A 19,370-nucleotide genomic window follows, 5' to 3' on the forward strand; every position below is an offset into this window, starting at 1 on the left:
ACACCAGATTTCCTTGCGCTTATCAACTGTGGCGCGGACGGCAAAGCGCGATGAACCGTCCGAAATTTCTTGCTTCATGGAAATTTAACTGCTACAGTATTTTCTTCTCCGCCGCTGAGCCCAGTGCCCGCCCTCCGGCCTAGTCGAGCGCCGTTACGCGCCCTCGCTCCGGTTCACCATCCGTCGCTGCGCCTCTCGATGCGCGCCGCTACCGGGGCCCAGACCAGGAAACCAACATGACCGATCTCTCCACCGCCGTGGCGCCCGCGCTTGCCATGCAGCGCGCCGTCACCGTGTTCGACGCCATCAACCGCACCCAGGGCGTGGTCGAATACGATCCCGACGGCCGCGTGCTGGACGCCAACCAGAATTTCCTCGACCTGATGGGCTATACGCGCGACCAGATCACCGGCCGCGACCATCGCATCTTCTGCTGCCAGCAGTTCATCGCCTCGGAAGCCTACGGCGACCTGTGGCGCCAGCTGGCGCTGGGCCAACCGGACACCGGCGAATACAAGCGCCTCACCAGCAATGGCAGCCTGGTGTGGCTGCAAGGCTCGTACAACCCGGTGTTCGACGACGACGGCAAGGTGGTCAAGGTAGTGCAGCTGGCGCGCGATATCACGGTGCGCAAGACCCGCGCCGCTGACCACGACGGCAAGATGGCGGCGATCCACCGCGTGCATGCGGTGACCGAGTTCAGCACCAGCGGCGCGGTGCTGTCGGTGAACGATAATTTCACCGCCATCTTCGGCTACACGCCGGAGGAGGTGCTGGGCAAGCCGCACCGGCTGTTCTGCGACCGCGACGAGGCGCAGTCGCCGGAGTACGCGGAGTTCTGGCAGCAACTGGCCGCCGGCGGCTTCCAGGTCGGCAAATTCCGCCGCGTCACCAAGGATGGCCGCCGCATCTGGATCAGCGGCTCCTACAGTGCGGTGCTGGGACCGGACGGCGATCCGGTCAAGATTGTCGAATACGCGTCGGACATCACCACCGTGATCCACGCCAATCTGGAATTTGAAGGCAAGGTCGCCGCGCTGGACCGGGTACAGGCGGTGGTGGAGTTCGATCTGCACGGCCGCGTGCTGCATGCCAACCAGAACTTCCTCGACGCCTTCGGCTACGCCGCCGATGAGCTGCTGGGCGGCAGCCACGCGATGCTGTGCGAGCCGGCGTTCAGCCAGTCGACCGAGTACCACGGTTTCTGGCGCCAGCTGGCCAGCGGCGGCTATCACGCCGGCGAGTTCAAGCGCCTGACCCGCGACGGCCGGGTGATCTGGGTGCAGGCCTCGTACAATCCGATCTTTGATGACGAAGGCCAGCCGGTCAAGGTGGTCAAGTTCGCCACCGATATCACCGACGCCAAGACCCGCGCCGCCGATTCCGCCGGCCGCAACGCGGCGGTGGACCGGGTGCAGGCAGTCATCGAGTTCGACCTGCAAGGCCGGGTGCTGACCGCCAATGAAAACTTCCTGGCCGTGATCGGCTATGGGCTGGACGAGATCAAGGGCCAGCACCACCGCATGTTCTGCGATGCGGAGTTTGCCTACTCGCCGGAGTACATGACGTTCTGGGATCGGCTCGGCCGCGGTGAGTTCCACGCCGGCGAGTTCCTGCGCCGCACCAAACAGGGCAAGGATATCTGGATACTGGCGTCGTACAATCCGATCTTCGACGCCGACGGCAAGCCGTACAAGGTGGTCAAGTTCGCCACCGACGTGACCGAACAGAAGCGCCTGCATGCCGACATCAAGAGCAAGCTGGACGCCATCGGCCGCTCGCAGGCGGTGATCGAGTTCGACCTGCGCGGCGAGGTGATTTCGGCCAACGAGAATTTCCTGCGCACGCTGGGCTACACGGTGGGCGATGTGCTGGGCCAGCATCACAGCATGTTCTGCGAACCGGAGCTGGTGCAAAGCAGCGAGTACCGTCACTTCTGGGCCAATCTGGCGCAGGGCTTGTACCAGTCGGGCCGATTCCGCCGCCGCGCGCGTCATGGCGCCGAGGTGTGGATTCTCGCGACTTACAATCCTATCCTGGACTTCAACGGCAAGCCTTACAAGGTGGTCAAGTTCGCCATGGACATCACCGATCAGGTGCTGCGCGAACAGGCCATCACGCAGAAGGTGCAGGCCATCGCGCAGTTGCTGGCGGGGCTGACCAATTCCATCAACGAGATCGCGCGCGGCTCCGAGCGTTCCAGCGGTCTGGCCGGCCAGACACAGAGCGAGGCGCATGAGGGGGGCCAGCTGGTCGACTCGGCACGTGCTGCCAACCAGGCAATCCAGACCTCGTCCGGCGAAGTGCACGAGATTGTCGACGCCATCGGCGACATCGCCGCGCAGACGCATCTGCTGGCGTTCAACGCGGCGATTGAGGCGGCGCGCGCGGGTGAGCATGGCAAGGGCTTCTCGGTGGTGGCCAACGAGGTGCGCAAGCTGGCCGAGAAGTCGGCCGGCGCGGCGCGCGAGATTTCCAAATTGATCAACCAGACCGTGAGCCGGGTGGACGAGGGCACGCGCCTGTCGGGCGAGGTGGAGGCGGCTTTTGCGCGCATCGTCAAGTCGGTGGCGACCACGCGCGAATCGATCGCCAGCATTCACCAGTCGACCGCCGCGCAGGCGGCCGCCACCAGCGATGTGGCCGGGCTGTTGCAGGATCTCGAACGCATGACGGCCAGGGCCTGATATGGCTACCCATGCCGACGGCGCACTGGCGCCGCATGTGGTCGTGCGGATCGGCGCGGCGCGCATCGGCATTCCGGCCGATAGCGTGGTGCGTGCCCTGTCCGCGCCGGAGCAGTACACAGCGCTGCCACGCCGTCAGGGCGCTTTGCTGGGCATGTTGGCGGTGGAAGGCTTGCCGGTGCCGGTAATCGATCTGGCTTGCTGGGTAGCGCTGGCAGGCGTCGGTGCTGATGGAAATGGCCGCCGGACGCGCGTGGTGCTGCTGCGTGCCGGTGAACGCATGGCGGCCGTGCAGGTCGATGTGCTGGAGCCGCTGGCGGCGTTGCCGGCCAGCGCGGTCACGCGTCTGTGTCATGACGATGATCCGCAGCAGCTGTTCCACAGTGCTGCCGTGCTGCCTGACAGCGGCGAGTTGCTGGCGTTGCTGGAGGTGGATAATTTATTCGATCTGGCGCGCAGTTGGTGCGTTGCGGCCGGTGTCGATAGTTCGCCGGTGCTGGAGCAACAGGATAGCGGTGTCGATGATGGGCACACCTGGGCGCTGGTGGAGGCGGGCGGTGAATGCCTGGCGCTGCGCGCCGATGATGTGGCCGAAGTGACGGCGATGCCCGAACATGAAGCATTCCCTGGCGGTAGCGGAGTGGCGCTGTGCCAGTGGCGCGGTGGTCACCTGGCCGTGCTGCCGCTGGCGCGGTTGTTGGGTAGCGATGCGTCGTCGCCGGCGCCGTTGCTGGCGGTGCTGCGGCGCGGCGAGCATGCGCTGGGCTTGCCGATCCAGTCGGTGCGGGAGTTGCGCCAGTTATCGGCTGGTCTGCAAGGCGTGCGCAACGATGCGCCGGGACGCCTGCCTTGTCTCACCGTGACGGGCGACGACGGCGTGCCGTTGCGGCTGGTGGATACGGAGGCGTTGTTTGCCATGCATCCGGAAGGCGCGCTCAATCTGGCGACGCCGGCGGGAGCCGGCAGCGTCGCGCGCCGCAATGAGCAGACTTATGTGGTGCTGGATGCCGGTGGCAAGCTGGCATTGCCCATCGACGCCTGCGAGGAGGTCTTGCACGTGGCGCAGGAGGAGTGCGTGCCTGCGCCGGGTGGTGCGGAGGCGACAGTGAATTGGCGCGGCGCCACCATCGCGGTGCGCGACTTGCGCAAGGCAAGCGCAGGCACAACGGCCGGGAGCGGGGCGACGCCCGCAGGGACGACGGCTACAACCACGCGGCGCGGCAAGGTGGCGCTGGTGGTGGTGCGCACCGACGCTGCGCCGGTGGCGCTGGCGGTGGATCAGGTAGTGTCGATGATTACGCCGGGCGGCGCCGAGCTGACGCGCATGCAGCGCGGCGGCGAGGCGGTCGAGTTGCTGATCCTGAATGAGGAAAGCGGCAGCAGCACTTACCGCATCGCCGACGCCGCCACGCTATTGCAGCGCCGGGCCTGATCGCGTCTATCCCCTGCAGCCTCCCTGCGGCGGTGTACCATAGCCGCTGGGAGGCCGTATGAATCTGAACGACATCGATCAGTGGAAGCGGCGGCTGGACGATTTGCGGCCGCTGCCGCCCGAAGTGACGCGCAACTTGCGCGAGGCGCTGGTGGTGAACTGGACGTATCACTCCAATGCGATCGAAGGCAACACGCTGACGCTGCTGGAGACCAAGGTGGTGCTGGAAGGGATCACCATTGGCGGCAAGTTGCTGCGTGAACATTTCGAAGCCATCAATCACCGCGACGCCATCTACTACCTGGAAGACGCGGTGCACAATGAAGAGCCGCTCAGCGAGTGGCAGATCCGCAACCTGCACCGGCTGGTGCTCAAGGAAATCGACAACGCCAATGCCGGCATCTATCGCCGCACCAACGTCGTCATCGCCGGTGCGCGCCATGTGCCGCCGGATGCGCTGCAAGTGCCGGCGCAGATGCATGCTTTGCTGGACTGGTACGCGAGCGTTCAATTGCATCCAGTATTACGGGCTGTGCAGTTGCATGCGGATTTCGTTAAAATCCATCCCTTCACCGACGGCAACGGCCGCACCGCGCGGCTGTTGCTGAATCTTGAACTGCTGAAGGCCGGCTATCCGGCGATTGTGCTGCCGGTGCAGCGCCGGCTGGCGTATTACGAGGCGCTCGATGCCGCGCACATCGATGGCGATCTGGCGCCGTTCGCAGACCTTGTCGCCGATTGCCTGCGCGAGGCGTTTGCGCAGTATTGGCACGCACTGAGATTGGAACCATGATGCACGCAGGAGTGATCTACGCCATGCTGGCGGCGTTGCTGTTTGGCGCCAGCACGCCTTTCGCCAAGCTGCTGGTGGGGCAGATGTCGCCGTTTGCGTTGGCTGGGGTGCTGTATCTGGGCAGCGGCGTCGGGCTGCTGGTTTGTTATGTGGCGCGCGCGGTGTTGCAGCGCAACGCGCAGGACCGGCCGGCGACGCTGAGCCGCAGCGACCTGCCTTGGTACGGCGGCGCCGTGCTGGCGGGCGGCGTGGCCGGGCCGGTGCTGCTGATGCTGGGCTTGGAGAGCGTCTCGGCGTCGTCCGCCTCGCTGTTGCTCAATATCGAGGGCGTGCTGACGGCGATGCTGGCCTGGTTTGTCTTCAAGGAGAATTTCGACCGCCGCATTTTTGTCGGTATGCTGCTGATCGTCGCTGCCGGCGTGCTGCTGTCGTGGGATCACGCGGCGTCGCAGGGCGGACTGTGGGGCATGGTCGCGGTGATCGGCGCCTGCCTGTGCTGGGGCATCGACAACAACCTGACGCGCAAGGTGTCGGCCAGCGATCCCTTGCAGATCGCCTGCATCAAGGGGCTGGTGGCCGGTTCGCTCAATCTGGCGATCGGCCTGGCGGTGGGTAGCCAGTTGCCGGCATCGTCTACTGTCCTGCTGACCGGCGTGGTGGGATTCGCCGGCTACGGTTTGAGCCTGGTGCTGTATGTGCTGGCGCTGCGTCACCTGGGTACGGCGCGCACCGGCGCCTACTTTTCGATGGCGCCGTTTGCCGGCGCGGCATTGTCGCTGCTGATGCTGGGCGACGCGCCCGATGCGCTGTTCTGGATGGCCGCGGCGCTGATGGGCGGCGGCATCTGGCTGCACCTGACCGAATCGCACGCGCATGAGCATGAGCATCTGCCAATGGCGCATGCGCATCTGCACCGCCACGACGAGCACCATCAGCACAGCCATGACTTTGAATGGGATGGCGCCGAGCCGCATGCGCATCCGCACCAGCATGCGCCGCTACGGCACAGCCACGCCCATTACCCGGACATCCATCACCGCCACGAGCATTGACGGTCGTTTACACGATCTGCCGCGCCAGCGCGCCGCCGTCGCCTTGCCAGAATTCGCGGTCGGCCTGGCGCACGCGGTTGGCGGCTTGCTGCATATGTTCGATGGCGGCGGCGCGCGCGTTTTCCGGTGAGCCGGCGGTGATCGCCGCCAGGATCTGGCGGTGCTCGTGCAATACCTGCGCCGCCAGCTCGGCCCGTCGCGCTTCATTGGCGCGGGTGACCTGCACCGCCGAGCGGATCGGCACGGCAAACATTTCCACCAGCCTGGACCAGGCGCTATTGCCGGTCGCCCGGGCGATCAGCAGGTGGAAGTGAAAATCTTCTGCTACGCCGTCCTGGCCGTTGGCCACGGCCGTTTCAATCCGCTGCAAGGCGCGTTCCAGTTCCAGCAACTGCGCCGGCGTGCGGCGCAATGCCGCCAGCGCTGCGGTTTCTCCCTCCAGTCCTTGCCGCACTTCGATCACATTCAACAGCGACTCGATGGAGGCGGCCGTCAGCGCGTCGGCCGTCGAGCCCGGTAAGCGGCTGACGAACGCGCCGCTGCCTTTGCGGGTGTCGAGTATGCTTCCCTGCTTCAGCAGCGCGATGGCTTCGCGCACGATGTTGCGGCTGACCTGGAAGTGGGTGGCCATGGCCTGTTCCGACGGCAGCCGCGTGCCCACGGCCAGACCGTCAGCCTGGATTTTCTTCAGCAACGCCGCCGCCACCCGCTGGCCCAGGGTGCCGGTGGCAAACGCCGGGTCAAGTGAGGAGGGGGACTGCGATTTATCCATGGAAATGTAAGCGAGGGTGGTCAGGTGCGCCGTTATTGTAGCGAGCGCACAGTCAGAAAGCACGCAGTTGAGCAGAATGCCCTGGCGATTCATTAATTCAGTAATGTACAAAAAAACTGAAATGCGGTTATCATTCCGACTCATAAAGAACAACTTAGAACAGATTTAATACAATCTGAAAGGCTAATCATGAAAGTCATTGGCATCTCTCCCCATCGGCGCAACTTCCTGCGCAAGGCGGCTTCGGCGGCGCCGGCAGTGGCATTGCTGGCTGGCGCAGGCGTTGGCGTGGCGGCCAGCGTGGGACCGGCGGAGGCGTATCGTCCGAGCTATTTCAACGAGTCGGAATGGACCACGCTGAAGGCGCTGGTCGAGCGCCTGATTCCGGCCAATGCCGACGGTCCGGGCGCGCTGGAAGCCGGTGTCCATGAATTCATCGATCGGCAAATGAATACCCCTTACGCCTACGGCAAGCTGTGGTTCATGCAGGCGCCGTTTGTGCCGTCCAGCCCGGAGTTCGGCTACCAGTTCCATATGGCGCCGCGCGAGATGTACCGCAGCGCGCTGGCCGGGCTGAACCAGGCCACCCAGCACAAACTGGGCAAGCTGTTCAGCGCACTGGATGCGGCCCAGCAGGACGCCATCATCGGCGAACTGGAGAAGGGCACGCTGGCCATCGGCGAGGTGCCGCCGGCCACGTTCTTCGGCCAGCTGCTGCAAAACACCCGCGAAGGCTATTTCAGCGACCCGGTCCACGGCGGCAACAAGGACATGGCGGCCTGGAAGATGATCAATTTCCCCGGCGCGCGCGGCGACTACATGGACTGGGTCGAGCAGTACGGCAAGCACTACCCGCTGCCGCCAGCTTCGATCGCTTAAGGAATCACAATGGCAGATATCACACTGAAAAAAGTCGAAGTGGTCATCGTCGGCTTCGGCTGGACCGGCGCCATCATGGCCAAGGAATTGACCGAGGCGGGGATGGAAGTGCTGGCGCTGGAGCGCGGCGAATACCGCGACACGTATCCGGACGGCGCGTATCCGAAGACGCTGGACGAGCTGACCTATATCCAGCGCTCCAAGCTGTTCCAGGACATGTCCAAGAGTTCGTTCACCTTCCGCCATGCGGCGAGCGGCGTGGCCGTGCCGTATCGCCAGATCGGCGCCTTCAAGCCGGGCACCGGCGTGGGCGGCGCGGGCCTGCACTGGTCGGGCCAGCACTGGCGCGTGCTGCCGGAAGAACTGCAACTGAAGACGCACTACGAAAAACGCTACGGCAAGAAGTTCATCCCGGAAGGCATGACGATCCAGGACTTCGGCGTCAGCTATGAAGAGCTGGAGCCGCACTTCGACTTCGTCGAGAAAGTGTTCGGCACCTCCGGCGTGGCCTACAGGGTCAAGGGCGAAGTCGTCGGCGCCGGCAATTTCTTCGAGCCGAGCCGCTCGGACCACTACGCGCTGCCGCCGCAAAAAGTGCCGTACACCGCGCACCTGTTCCACAAGGCGGCGGCCGAGGTTGGCCTGCATCCGTTCGTGGCGCCGTCGTCGAATGCGTCCGGCCCGTACACCAATCCGTATGGCTGCCAGATGGGGCCATGTAATTTCTGCGGCTATTGCTCCGGCTTCGCCTGCTACAACTATTCCAAAGCTTCGCCGCAGGTCAACATCATGCCGGCGCTGCGCCAGGTGAGCAATTTTGAACTGCGTCCCAACTGCAATGTGCTGCGGATTAATCTGGACGGCAGCGGCAAGAAAGCTACCGGCGTCACCTACGTCAATGCGGAAGGCAAGACCGTCGAGCAACCGGCCGACCTGGTGATCGCCAGTACCTTCGCCTACAACAACGCGCATTTGTTCCTGGTGTCCGGCGTCGGCAAGCCGTATGACCCGGTCAGCGGCGAGGGCGTGGTGGGCCGCAACATCGCCTACCAGACCATGTCGACCGTGCAGATGTTCTTCGATCCCGACAAGAACACCAACCCCTTCATCGGCTCCGGCGGCAACGGCGTGGCGGTGGACGACTACAACGGCGACCACTTCGACCACGGTCCGCTGGGCTTCGTCGGCGGCTCGCCGGCCTGGTGCAATCCGGCCGGCGTCAAACCGATTGCCGGCATCCCGGTGCCGAACGGCACGCCGGCCTGGGGCGCGGGCTGGAAGAAGGCGGTCAAGGACAACTACGCCAATACGGTATCGTTCGACGTCCACGGCGCCAACATGGTGTACCGCGACTGTTATGTCGATCTCGATCCGACCTACACCGACCAGTTTGGCCAGAAGCTGCTGCGCTTCACCTTCGACTGGAAGGACAACGACATCAAGATGAGCCGCTATGTGACCGACAAGATGCTGGCCGTGGCCAAGGCGATGAATCCGAAATCGATCCACGTCTCGGTGAAAAACTTCGGCGACCATCTGGACCTGCGCAACTACCAGACCACGCACTGGGCCGGCGGCACGGCGATGGGCACCGACCCCAAGACCAGCGTGCTGAATCGCTATCTGCAAAGCTGGGATGTGCACAACGTGTTTGCGGTGGGATCGAGCGTGTTCCCGGTTGGTATCGGCTACAACCCGACCGGCCTGGCGGCGGCGCTGACTTACTGGTCCGCCAGGGCGATCCGCGAGCAGTACCTGAAAGATCCTCGTCCACTTGTTGCCGCGTGAGCCATCCATGACTAAACATATTTCCATAAGCAAGGGCATCGCGGCCGTGGTGCTGGCGCTGGCTGGCGCAAGCAGCTGGGCCGCCGATCAGCAGTTGATAAAGCAGGGCGAATACCTGGCGCGCGCCGGGGATTGCTTTGCCTGCCACAGCGTGACCGGCGGCAAGCCGTTTGCCGGCGGTCTGGGCATGGCGACACCGATCGGCAAAGTCTATTCGTCCAACATCACGCCTGATAAAAAGGCCGGCATCGGCGACTGGAGTTTCGCCGACTTCGACAAGCTGATGCGCACTGGCGTGACCAAGGCCGGCTATACGGTTTATCCGGCCATGCCGTATCCATCGTACTCGCGCCTGAGTGACGCCGATATGCAAGCCCTGTACGCCTACTTCATGCAAGGCGTGCAGGCTGACCCGACGCCGAACCGCAAGTCGGACATCGCCTGGCCGCTGTCGATGCGCTTCCCGCTGACGATCTGGCGCTGGATGTTTGCGCCGAAGCCGGCGCCGTATCAGGCGCCGGCCGGCACCGTGGCTAACACTGCCAGCGCCCAGCTGTTGCGCGGCGCTTATCTGGTCGAAGGGCTGGGGCATTGTGGCGCCTGTCACACGGCGCGCGGCATCGGCATGCAGGAAAAAGCCCTAACCAGCCTGGATAGCACTCAGTATCTGGCGGGCGGACAGGTCATCGATGGCTGGGCGGTGCCGTCGCTGCGCAACGAGCATGGCGGTGGCCTGGCGGCATGGAGCCAGGCTGACATCGTCGCGTTCCTGAAGACCGGCCGCAATGGCCACACCGCGTCGTTCGGCGCGATGAACGATGTGGTGGCGCATTCGACGCAGTATCTGACCGAGGCGGATTTGACCAGCATCGCCGCTTACCTGAAGTCGCTGCCGGCGCGGAACGACGCCAAGCCGTTCGTCAGCGACCCGACGGTGGCGCAGGCGCTGTACAACGGCAAACCGGCGACCGCTGGCGCGCTGACGTACCTGAACAAGTGCGCCGGTTGCCACCGCTCCGATGGCATGGGCTACGGCAAAGCCTTCCCCGCATTGGCAGGCAACGCGGTGTTGCAGACTGCCGATGCCACGTCGGCCATCAACATCATCCTGTCCGGTGGCGCGGTGCCGGCCACGCAGACAGCGCCGTCCTCGTTGACGATGGCGCCGTATGCCAAGGAGTTGAACGACGAGCAGGTTGCCGAGGTGGTGAACTTCATCCAGACCAGCTGGGGCAACAAGGGCGGCACCACCACGGCCAGGCAAGTGGCCAAGGTACGCAAGACAGCGACGCCGGTTCAGCCGCTGACCGCTGCCGCCTATGCTGCCGGCCGCAGTGGCACGCTGCCACGGCCCATCGTGGAAGCTGGCCCGATCGACAAGCGCGATATCAAGTAGCGAGTCTTCACCCAAGGCGTCAGCGCTTATGCTGACGCCTTGTGGATGACGGCGATTTCGGCGGCCGGACGTTCCGGACCATCATCCACCTCGTACAGCGAGCGCATGTCCTCTTCGGTCGATTCGCCATTCAGCACGCGGTGCATGCGTTGCTCGTCCACCGCGCCGACCCACTTGGCGATCGCCATGGTGGCGACAGCGTTGCCGATGGTGTTGGTAATCGCCCGCGCCTCGGACATGAAACGGTCCACGCCCAGCAGCAGCACCATGCCCGCCACCGGAATCTTGCCCATCGAAGCCAGCGTTGCCGCCAGCGTAATGAAGCCGGAACCGGTCACGCCGGCCGACCCTTTGGACGTCACCATCAGCACACCCAGCACGATGAACTGATCCGTCATGGTCAGCGGCGTATTGGTGGCCTGCGCGATAAAGATCGCGGCCATGGTGTAGTAGATGCACTGCCCATCCGGATTAAACGTCACGCCGGCCGGAATCACCAGGCCAACCACCGGCTTGGATACGCCCAGATGTTCGAGCTTGCGCATCATCTGCGGCACCACCGATTCCGACGACGAGGTGCCCAGCACCGTAAAGATCTCGTCCTTGATATAGCGAAGGAACTTCCACAGGCTGAAGCCCGACACCCTTGCCACTACCCCCAGCACGCCAAACACGAACGCCACACAAGTCAGGTACATGCAGCCCATCAGCTGCCCCAGCGACAGCATCGAACCGGCGCCGTATTTGCCGACCGTGAAAGCGATCGCGCCAAACGCCGCCAGCGGCGCTACGCGCATGATCATGCCCACCACGACGAACATGCTGTTGCTGAACGCTTCCAGGAAGTCCACCACCGGCTTGGCGCGGCGCCCCATGTGCGACAGGGCGATGCCGAACAAGGTGGCAAACACCAGGATTTGCAGGATGTCGTTCTTGGCCAGCGCATCGACTACGCTGGTGGGAATCATATGCAGCAGGAAGTCGACAAAGCCGTCCGTGTGCGTGGCGGCGGCGGTGTAGCTGGCGATGCTGTGCGTATCCAGCGTAGCCGGATTGACGTTCATGCCGGCGCCGGGCCGGAAGATGTTCACCACGATCAGGCCAAGCCCCAGCGCAAAGGTGGACATCACTTCAAAGTAGATCAGCGCGCGCGTGCCGACGCGTCCCAGTTCCTTCATGCTTTCCATCTTGGCGATGCCCAGCACCACCATGGCAAAGATCACCGGCGCGAACACCATCTTGATCAACTTGATGAATGCATCGCCCAGCGGCTTGAAGTCGGTGCCGAGCGCGGGATAGAAATGGCCGAGCAGGCCGCCGGCGATCACGCCGATCAGCACCTGCACGTATAGCTTGCCGAAAAATCGCTTATACATGATGTCTCCTTTATGTGTTTCCCCCTGCGTGCCTCCCCGGCTCTTGATGGCTGGTGGAGGCGGGCGTTTGATCAAGCGTATCAGGCGGCTTTGCGCTCCTTGTCGGCGGCCAGGTGGGCGCAGACGGCGTTGGTGACTTCCACCGTAGTGGCTTTGCCGCCCAGGTCACCGGTATGCAGCGACGGCGTAGCGGTGACGGCTTCGATGGCCTGCATCACGCGCTGCGCGGCTTCGTGCTCGCCCAGGTGCTCCAGCAGCATCACCACCGACCAGAAGGTGCCGACCGGGTTGGCCAGGCCCTTGCCCATGATGTCGAAGGCGGAGCCGTGAATCGGCTCGAACATCGACGGGTAGCGGCGCTCCGGATCGATATTGCCGGTAGGGGCGATGCCCAGGCTGCCCGCCAGCGCCGCCGCCAGGTCGCTCAGGATATCGGCGTGCAGATTGGTGGCGACGATGGTGTCCAGCGTGGCCGGCTTGTTGACCATGCGCGCGGTGGCGGCGTCCACCAGTTCCTTGTCCCACTTCACGTCCGGGAAATCGCGCGAGACTTCCAGCGCGATCTCGTCCCACATCACCATGGCATGGCGCTGGGCGTTGGATTTGGTGATCACCGTCAGCAGCTTGCGTGGACGCGATTGCGCCAGCTTGAAGGCGTAGCGCAGGATGCGTTCGACGCCGACGCGGGTCATCATGCTGACGTCCGTCGCCGCTTCGATCGGGTGACCCTGGTGCACGCGGCCGCCGACGCCGGAATATTCGCCTTCCGAGTTTTCGCGCACGATGACCCAGTTCAGGTCTTCCGGCTTGCAGCGCTTGAGCGGGCCGTCAATGCCGGGCAGGATGCGGGTCGGGCGGACATTGGCGTATTGGTCGAAGCCCTGGCAGATTTTCAGGCGCAGGCCCCACAGCGTGATGTGGTCCGGGATGTCCGGGTCGCCGGCGGAACCGAACAGGATGGCGTCCTTGTTGCGCAGCGCATCGAGGCCGCTCTTCGGCATCATCTCGCCGTGCTTGCGGTAGTAGTCGCCGCCCCAGTCGAAATCTTCAAACGTGAACTGGAAGCTGTTGCTGGCGGCCGCCAGTGCGGCCAGTACCTGCTGTCCTGCGGGGACGACTTCCTTGCCGATGCCGTCGCCTGGAATGGTTGCGATGTGGTAGGTCTTCATTGCGGTCTCCTTAAAAGTGAATGGGGCTACTTTAAGGAATGGACGGCGCGCGTTAAGCTGGCTAAACTCAATCCATTATCAACCCTGGACTCCATAATCGATGAGCGCAGGATTTCAGCCCGCAGAGTTGAGTTTTATCGTCGCGCTGTCGAATGCGGGCAGCTTGAGCGGGGCGGCGCGCGAGTTGGGCATCACCACGTCGGCGGTCAGCAAGCGGCTGGCGTTTATCGAATCGCGCGTCGGCGTGCCGCTGGTGAACCGCACCACACGCCGCATGAGCCTTACACCCGAGGGCGAGGTGCTGCTGGAGCATGCGCGCCGCATCCTCGGCGAGATCGCCGACCTGGATCAACTGCTGACCAGTTCCAAAGGCGTGCCGAAAGGGCAGTTGCGGGTCAATGCGACGCTGGGCTTCGGGCGGCTGCATATCGCGCCGGCGATTTCCCAGTATGTGTTGAAGTATCCGCAGGTGGATGTGCAGTTGCAGCTGTCGGTCGATCCGCCGCCGCTGACGGACGACCAGTTCGACGTCTGCATCCGCTTCGGCGCGCCGGCCGATACACGCGTGACTGCCAGGCGGCTGGCGGCCAACCGGCGCTTGCTGTGCGCCTCGCCCAAATATCTGGAACAGCATGGCGAGCCGAAATCGCCGGCGGAACTGGCGCGGCATAACTGCATCTGCATCCGCCAGGGCGACGAGGCGTATGGCGTGTGGCGGCTGTTCGCCGGACGCGAAGCGGGGCGCACGGCCGATGCGGTGCGGGTGCGCGGCAATCTGACCACCAACGATGGCGAGATCGCCGTCAACTGGGCGCTGGACGGTCACGGCATCCTGATGCGGGCCGAGTGGGATATCGAGCGCTATCTGCAAAGCGGGCGGCTGGTGCAGGTGCTGCCCAACTTTAAGACGCCGGATGCGGACATCTATGCGGTGTATCCGCAGCGGCACCAGCTTTCGGCGCGGATCCGTACCTTCGTCGACTTTTTATCGGAAAGTTTTAAACGTTTCAAATAACCGACATCTTGGCAAGTTTTTTGCTTTGTAAAAATACCAATGTGGTAAATATAAGCATATGCCCTAATTTGGGGCGCCAAGGAGAAGATCGGACATGGATATTCGACGCAAACTCATCGCATCCGCCGTGCTGGCGGCTGTCAGTGCCCCGGTTTGGGCACAACAGTCGGACGAAATCGAAGTCGTCAAAGTGACCGCGCAAAAGCGCAAGGAAGATCCGGCCAAGGTGGCGATGAGTATCAGCGCCGTCACCGGCGCCCAGCTGCAGGCCGAGCACGTGCGCGACATCACCGACCTGACGCGCGTGGTGCCGAATATCTCCTTCACCGCCGCCAGCGGCAATGGCGGCGCGGGACCGGGCACCTCCAACGTCGAGATCCGCGGCATCAGCTCGACCGCCGGCGCGGCCACGGTGGGCATCTACCTGGGCGACACGCCGGTCACCGTTGGTAACGTCTACACCATGGGGAATATCGAGCCGCGCTTCTTTGACATCGACCGCGTGGAAGTGCTGCGCGGACCGCAGGCCACCTTGTACGGCGCCAGCTCCATGGGCGGCACCATCAAGTTCGTGCCGAACGAGCCGGATCTGAAAGAGCGCGAGTTCACCACCTACACCGAAGGCTCCAACACCAAGGGCGGCAGCGCCAACTACGCCGCCAATGTGGTGGCCAACTTCCCGCTGATTCCCGATGAACTGGCGCTGCGCATCGGCGTGCAGGCCCAGCACACGGGTGGCTTTATCAACCAGGTGGACGGCGACGGCAAGGTGCTGGCCAATGACATCAACAAGATCAACGACCAGGAATTCCGTGCCTCACTCAAATGGAAGCCGACGCGCAGCCTGACGATTACGCCGTCGGTCTACTACCAGCGCATCGACGCCAAGGACATCGCCGCCTTCAACCTGGATTTGCCGCTGTACCAGGCGCAGAAGCAGGTGCGCGAACCGTCGATCGACAAGCTGCTGGCGCCCAGCGTCACCGTCAACTGGGATCTGGGCGCGTTTGACCTGACCTCGGCCACCAGCTACTTCGAGCGCAAATTCGACCGTACGCAGAATGGTTCGGCCTACAACAGCTATTCGCTGTCGACCTTCCTGACCTCGACGGCCGATGGCGGCAAGGCGCCGCCGGAACTGATCGACGCGATCGCCGGCCTGCCGTCGGCCGTGTACCTGAATAACCAGGTGCGGCAGGTCTCGCAGGAATTCCGGCTGGCGTCGCGCGCTTACGATGAGAAGGTGTCACCGTGGACCTGGCTGGCCGGCACCTACTTCTCGCGCCAGCACACCAATATTATCGAGAACGATCCGATCTTCGGCGTGACCGACGTCTTCAAGCAGTATGGCTTTGATATCGCCGATCCGGACCTGCTGCCGGATGCGCGTCCCGGCCAGTTCCCCAACGATAACTCGTTTGCCGGCGCGTTCCATTATCGCGAGAAGCAGGCGTCGATCTTCGGCGAGTTGAATTACTACTTCACGCCGACCGTGCACGCCACCGTCGGCGCGCGCTACCTGAAGGCGAATACCACGCTGGAGCAGCGCAACGGCAATTATCTGGCCGGCGCCGGCAACAACAGCGGGGCCGAGACGGATTCCAAAGCGTTCACGCCGAAGTATGCGCTGACGTGGGAAGTCAATCCCACCAACACGGTCTACACCAGCGTGGCCAAGGGCTTCCGCCTGGGCGGCGCCAACATCTACGTGCCGACCACCACTTGCGGACCTGACCTGGAAGCGAACGGCATCACGGCGGGACCGCCGGCGTATTCGCCCGACAGCTTGTGGAGCTATGAAGTGGGCAGCAAGTCGCGCTTCCTCAACAACCGCGTGACGCTGAATGCGGACGTGTTCTACGTGAAGTGGAAGAACATCCAGCAGGGCGTGTACCTGCCGACCTGCGCCTACACCTACAACGCCAACGCGGGCGACGCCACCACCAAGGGCTTTGAGTTCGACATCAAGGCCAAGCCGCTGCCTGGGCTGACCTTGAGCGCGTCAGGCGGCTATGTGAAAGCGGAATTGTCGAATGACGTGGGCAGCCAGAACGGCGTGGTCGGCGCAATTGCCGGCGCGCGCATCCAGGGCGTGCCGAAATATAACGCAGCGGTGAATGCGACGTATAACTTCTCAGCGTGGGAGCGGCCGTCGTTTGTGATGGCGGGCATGCAGTGGGTCGGTTCCAGCCGCGGCTCGCTCGATCCGGAGCAGACCGACTATGAACGGCCGGCGTATCACACCACGGACTTCAGCGCCGGCATGACGTTTGGTTCGTACGCCTTCACCGTGTTTGTGAAGAACGCGTTCGATACCGACACCATCATCCAGCACCCGCAGGTGGCGTCGATCGTGCAGGGTTATCGTCTGACGCCACGCGCGATCGGCGTCAGTCTGGCCACCAAATTTTAAGCCATAATGCTGCCTTTGTTATTGAGCACAAGGGCAGCATCATGAGCGTCACCATCTATCACAACCCGGTCTGCGGCACCTCGCGCAAAACGCTGGAAGCGATTCGCGCCACCGGCGTGGAGCCACAGATTATCGAATACGTCAAACAGCCGCCAACGCGCGCGCAGCTGCAGGAGCTGATCGCCAAGGCCGGCATCAACGTGCGCCAGGCCATGCGCAACAAGGGCGACCTGTATGCGGAACTGGGACTGGCCGATGCCGCGCTGTCGGACGACGCGCTGCTGGATGGGATGATGGCGCATCCGGTGCTGATCGAACGCCCGTTCGTGGTGACGCCCAAAGGCGTGCGCCTGTGTCGTCCGTCGGAGCTGGTGCAGGAAATCCTTTAAAGCACGCAGGCGGCGATTTCCTTCATCGTCTCCGGCAGCGGGCGCTGGTTGCGGCGCAGGTGCAGGCCGATGTGATTGACGCCGGCGTCTTTCATCGCCTGCAGTTCGGCGATCAGGCCATTGCGGCCCACCGACGCGCCGAAGCGGTGCCGACGCAGCGGCGCATCGGGGTCGTCCAGCAGGTCGAGGTGGATGAAGCTGATGTAGGGCTTGTCGCCAGCGACTTCGCGCCATAGCGCCACGCGGCGGATGTGGTCTTCCGGCGCGCCGGGATAGGCCAGCCAGCCGTCCATATTGGCGCCCACCCATTGCGGCGTTTGCTGCGCCAGGCCGGCTACCAGCAGCGGAATCGGCTGCGTCACGCGTGGCAGCAGCTGGACGCCGGGCGGCCAGGCGGGATCGTGGCCGGCGCGCAGCAGCGCGACCTGCTTGCGGAACTCGGCGCCACGGCCTTCAAAATCCTTGTCGAAGATCGGATACTCCACCGGGCGGTCGCCGCTGGCGGCGCCCAGCAGCAGGCGGCCGTTGCTCAGCTGCTGCACGGTGGCGGCGGACTTCATGGTCAGTACCGGTTCGCGCAGCGGCAACACCACGGCGGCAGTGCCGAGCAGGATGTTCCTGGTGACGCCGGCCAGGTAGCCGAGATAGCTGAAGGTCTCGAACACCTGCGCCGCATCGCCGAAGGATGGATCGTACAGCGGCACGTCGCGCACCCACAGTGCGCGGAAGCCCAGTTGGTCGGCCAGCACGGCCAGTTCGGCGTGGTGCTGCATATTCGGTTCGCCCGGCAGGCGGCCGCTCTCGCGGCGGGCGCGGTCGCCGGCCGGCGACCAGTCGTTATCCAGCGGCAGTTCCAGGCCGACCGAAAAGCCGTCTTGCGTCAGTTTATCCAGCATGATGAGTCCTTGCGAAATCGAAGGTCCCAGTCTAGGCCGGTCGAGCGCAAAGAAAAATCCGTGCCGGCACAAATGATCCTTGCGCCGGCCGCAATGAAAAATGGCGCCTGAGGCGCCGTCGTTTTTTAGTGGTTGCGGTTGACCGAGAAGTGGGCCAGTTGCAGCAGCGATTCTTTGTAGAGGCTGTCGGGCAGGTCGGCGATGGCTTCGGACGCGCGCTGGGCGGCGATCACCGCTTGTTCGCGCGTGTAGTCCAGCGCGCCGCTGGTGGTGATGGCGGCCAGGATGGTGTCGAAGTGCTGCTCGTCGCCATTCTCGATGCACGAACGCACCAGCTCGCGCTGTTCCGGCGTGCCGTTTTCCATCAGGTAGATCAGCGGCAGCGTCGGTTTGCCTTCGCGCAGGTCGTCGCCGACGTTCTTGCCGATTTCGCTGGCGTCGCCGGCGTAGTCCAGCACGTCGTCAATCAGCTGGAACGCGGTGCCCAGCGAGCGGCCGTACTCGCCCGCTGCGGCGATCTGCGTGTCGTTGGCGCCGGCCACCAGCGCGCCCAGCTCGGCCGCCGCTTCAAACAGCTTGGCGGTCTTGGAGCGGATCACTTGCAGGTAGCGTTCTTGCGTGACGTCCGGATCGTGCATGTTGAGCAGCTGCAGCACTTCGCCTTCGGCGATGATGTTGGTGGCGTCCGACAGGATCTGCATCACGCGCATATTGTTCAGACCGACCATCATCTGGAACGAACGCGAGTACAGGAAGTCGCCCACCAGCACCGAGGCGGCATTGCCGAACAGGGCGTTGGCGGTGGCGCGGCCACGGCGCAGCGACGATTCGTCGACCACGTCGTCGTGCAGCAGGGTGGCGGTGTGGATGAACTCCACCACCGCCGCCAGTTCATGGTGCGCCGTTCCTTTATAGGACCAGGCGTTGGCCACCAGCAGTACCAGCACCGGACGGATGCGTTTACCGCCGGCACTGATGATGTACTCGGCAATTTGATTGACGAGCGGCACCTCGGAGTGCAGGCGTTGACGGATCACCGCGTTGACCGCGTCCATATCGGCGGCAATGGTGTGGGTGATGGTGTTTTGGGTGGCGTTTTGGGTAGCGGCAGACAAGGCGAACCTGTGCAGTTAGACTAATGGTGGCGAGATTATACGTCATGGCCCCGGCTACAGGGGCGTCAGCCCGCCGTTCGGCGCAATTACATTGCTGTAATGTTAAGCGCGACACGGGAAAAATTGTGTGACATACCACGCCCTCCGCCATTTGTGAATAGTTTTTGACGCAAATTTGGTTCCTGTGTATAATCTGCG

15 protein-coding genes are annotated in these 19,370 nt (G+C 63.7%); 10 read left to right on the plus strand and 5 right to left on the minus strand.

Going from position 1 to position 19,370, the window contains the following annotated elements; all coding sequences use genetic code 11:
- Nucleotides 1-236: 236 nt before the first annotated feature.
- From GTP55_RS04060 to GTP55_RS04075, 4 genes are read left to right on the plus strand one after another with little or no spacing between them, the layout of a single operon-like run.
- On the plus strand, nucleotides 237-2,687 hold the full coding sequence (locus GTP55_RS04060; RefSeq protein WP_161043690.1) for a methyl-accepting chemotaxis protein: 2,451 nt from the start codon (nucleotides 237-239) through the stop codon (nucleotides 2,685-2,687).
- A 1-nt stretch (nucleotide 2,688) separates the two neighbouring features.
- Complete coding sequence (locus GTP55_RS04065) at nucleotides 2,689-4,119, plus strand: chemotaxis protein CheW (RefSeq protein ID WP_161043691.1); 1,431 nt, start codon at nucleotides 2,689-2,691, stop codon at nucleotides 4,117-4,119.
- Between the two features lie 58 nt (nucleotides 4,120-4,177).
- Nucleotides 4,178-4,912 (plus strand): Fic family protein, encoded by a 735-nt coding sequence (locus tag GTP55_RS04070; RefSeq protein WP_161043692.1) that lies wholly within the window; start codon nucleotides 4,178-4,180, stop codon nucleotides 4,910-4,912.
- Complete coding sequence (locus GTP55_RS04075; RefSeq protein ID WP_161043845.1) at nucleotides 4,912-5,964, plus strand: DMT family transporter; 1,053 nt, start codon at nucleotides 4,912-4,914, stop codon at nucleotides 5,962-5,964. The genes GTP55_RS04070 and GTP55_RS04075 overlap by 1 nt, the downstream gene beginning before the upstream one ends.
- A gap of 7 nt (nucleotides 5,965-5,971) precedes the next feature.
- Here GTP55_RS04075 and GTP55_RS04080 read toward each other — a convergent pair whose 3' ends face one another.
- Complete coding sequence (locus GTP55_RS04080; RefSeq protein WP_161043693.1) at nucleotides 5,972-6,736, minus strand: FadR/GntR family transcriptional regulator; 765 nt, start codon at nucleotides 6,734-6,736, stop codon at nucleotides 5,972-5,974.
- A gap of 189 nt (nucleotides 6,737-6,925) precedes the next feature.
- On the opposite strand from GTP55_RS04080, the gene GTP55_RS04085 reads away from it, so the two are divergent.
- From GTP55_RS04085 to GTP55_RS04095, 3 genes are read left to right on the plus strand one after another with little or no spacing between them, the layout of a single operon-like run.
- Nucleotides 6,926-7,615: a gluconate 2-dehydrogenase subunit 3 family protein gene (locus GTP55_RS04085; protein ID WP_161043694.1), complete on the plus strand. Its 690-nt coding sequence runs from the start codon at nucleotides 6,926-6,928 to the stop codon at nucleotides 7,613-7,615.
- Nucleotides 7,616-7,624: 9 nt separating this feature from the next.
- Nucleotides 7,625-9,403 (plus strand): GMC family oxidoreductase, encoded by a 1,779-nt coding sequence (locus tag GTP55_RS04090; protein WP_161043695.1) that lies wholly within the window; start codon nucleotides 7,625-7,627, stop codon nucleotides 9,401-9,403.
- A gap of 7 nt (nucleotides 9,404-9,410) precedes the next feature.
- On the plus strand, nucleotides 9,411-10,799 hold the full coding sequence (locus tag GTP55_RS04095; protein ID WP_161043696.1) for a cytochrome c: 1,389 nt from the start codon (nucleotides 9,411-9,413) through the stop codon (nucleotides 10,797-10,799).
- A gap of 26 nt (nucleotides 10,800-10,825) precedes the next feature.
- Here the strand turns inward: GTP55_RS04095 and GTP55_RS04100 are convergent, their stop codons facing one another.
- Together GTP55_RS04100 and GTP55_RS04105 are read right to left on the minus strand one after the other, a co-directional pair.
- Entirely contained in the window at nucleotides 10,826-12,175 is a 1,350-nt protein-coding gene (locus tag GTP55_RS04100) for a dicarboxylate/amino acid:cation symporter (RefSeq protein WP_161043697.1), read from the minus strand.
- An 80-nt stretch (nucleotides 12,176-12,255) separates the two neighbouring features.
- Nucleotides 12,256-13,344: a tartrate dehydrogenase gene (locus tag GTP55_RS04105; RefSeq protein WP_161043698.1), complete on the minus strand. Its 1,089-nt coding sequence runs from the start codon at nucleotides 13,342-13,344 to the stop codon at nucleotides 12,256-12,258.
- A gap of 100 nt (nucleotides 13,345-13,444) precedes the next feature.
- On the opposite strand from GTP55_RS04105, the gene GTP55_RS04110 reads away from it, so the two are divergent.
- The 3 genes from GTP55_RS04110 (at nucleotide 13,445) to arsC (ending at nucleotide 17,161) form a co-directional block, all read left to right on the plus strand.
- Complete coding sequence (locus GTP55_RS04110; RefSeq protein WP_161043699.1) at nucleotides 13,445-14,359, plus strand: LysR family transcriptional regulator; 915 nt, start codon at nucleotides 13,445-13,447, stop codon at nucleotides 14,357-14,359.
- 94 nt (nucleotides 14,360-14,453) lie between these two features.
- The gene (locus GTP55_RS04115; protein ID WP_161043700.1) at nucleotides 14,454-16,772 is read left to right on the plus strand and encodes a TonB-dependent receptor; all 2,319 of its coding nucleotides are present in this window, start codon (nucleotides 14,454-14,456) and stop codon (nucleotides 16,770-16,772) included.
- Between the two features lie 41 nt (nucleotides 16,773-16,813).
- Nucleotides 16,814-17,161 (plus strand): arsenate reductase (glutaredoxin), encoded by a 348-nt coding sequence (arsC, locus tag GTP55_RS04120; protein WP_161043701.1) that lies wholly within the window; start codon nucleotides 16,814-16,816, stop codon nucleotides 17,159-17,161.
- Here arsC and GTP55_RS04125 read toward each other — a convergent pair.
- Together GTP55_RS04125 and ispB are read right to left on the minus strand one after the other, a co-directional pair.
- Entirely contained in the window at nucleotides 17,158-18,057 is a 900-nt protein-coding gene (locus GTP55_RS04125; protein ID WP_161043702.1) for a TIGR03571 family LLM class oxidoreductase, read from the minus strand. The two genes, arsC and GTP55_RS04125, sit on opposite strands and share 4 nt — an antisense overlap.
- Before the next feature lie 125 nt (nucleotides 18,058-18,182).
- Entirely contained in the window at nucleotides 18,183-19,172 is a 990-nt protein-coding gene (ispB, locus tag GTP55_RS04130) for an octaprenyl diphosphate synthase (protein ID WP_161043703.1), read from the minus strand.
- Nucleotides 19,173-19,370: the final 198 nt, after the last annotated feature.

The organism is Duganella margarita (assembly GCF_009857535.1).
Classification (GTDB): domain Bacteria; phylum Pseudomonadota; class Gammaproteobacteria; order Burkholderiales; family Burkholderiaceae_D; genus Rugamonas; species Rugamonas margarita.

Bases quoted from the DNA above. Each gene is read 5' to 3' on its own strand.
- GTP55_RS04060 (WP_161043690.1), top strand. From the start codon at position 237: ATGACCGATCTCTCCACCGCCGTGGCGCCCGCGCTTGCCATGCAGCGC.
- GTP55_RS04065 (WP_161043691.1), top strand. From the start codon at position 2,689: ATGGCTACCCATGCCGACGGCGCACTGGCGCCGCATGTGGTCGTGCGG.
- GTP55_RS04070 (WP_161043692.1), top strand. From the start codon at position 4,178: ATGAATCTGAACGACATCGATCAGTGGAAGCGGCGGCTGGACGATTTG.
- GTP55_RS04075 (WP_161043845.1), top strand. From the start codon at position 4,912: ATGCACGCAGGAGTGATCTACGCCATGCTGGCGGCGTTGCTGTTTGGC.
- GTP55_RS04080 (WP_161043693.1), bottom strand. From the start codon at position 6,736: ATGGATAAATCGCAGTCCCCCTCCTCACTTGACCCGGCGTTTGCCACC.
- GTP55_RS04085 (WP_161043694.1), top strand. From the start codon at position 6,926: ATGAAAGTCATTGGCATCTCTCCCCATCGGCGCAACTTCCTGCGCAAG.
- GTP55_RS04090 (WP_161043695.1), top strand. From the start codon at position 7,625: ATGGCAGATATCACACTGAAAAAAGTCGAAGTGGTCATCGTCGGCTTC.
- GTP55_RS04095 (WP_161043696.1), top strand. From the start codon at position 9,411: ATGACTAAACATATTTCCATAAGCAAGGGCATCGCGGCCGTGGTGCTG.
- GTP55_RS04100 (WP_161043697.1), bottom strand. From the start codon at position 12,175: ATGTATAAGCGATTTTTCGGCAAGCTATACGTGCAGGTGCTGATCGGC.
- GTP55_RS04105 (WP_161043698.1), bottom strand. From the start codon at position 13,344: ATGAAGACCTACCACATCGCAACCATTCCAGGCGACGGCATCGGCAAG.
- GTP55_RS04110 (WP_161043699.1), top strand. From the start codon at position 13,445: ATGAGCGCAGGATTTCAGCCCGCAGAGTTGAGTTTTATCGTCGCGCTG.
- GTP55_RS04115 (WP_161043700.1), top strand. From the start codon at position 14,454: ATGGATATTCGACGCAAACTCATCGCATCCGCCGTGCTGGCGGCTGTC.
- arsC (WP_161043701.1), top strand. From the start codon at position 16,814: ATGAGCGTCACCATCTATCACAACCCGGTCTGCGGCACCTCGCGCAAA.
- GTP55_RS04125 (WP_161043702.1), bottom strand. From the start codon at position 18,057: ATGCTGGATAAACTGACGCAAGACGGCTTTTCGGTCGGCCTGGAACTG.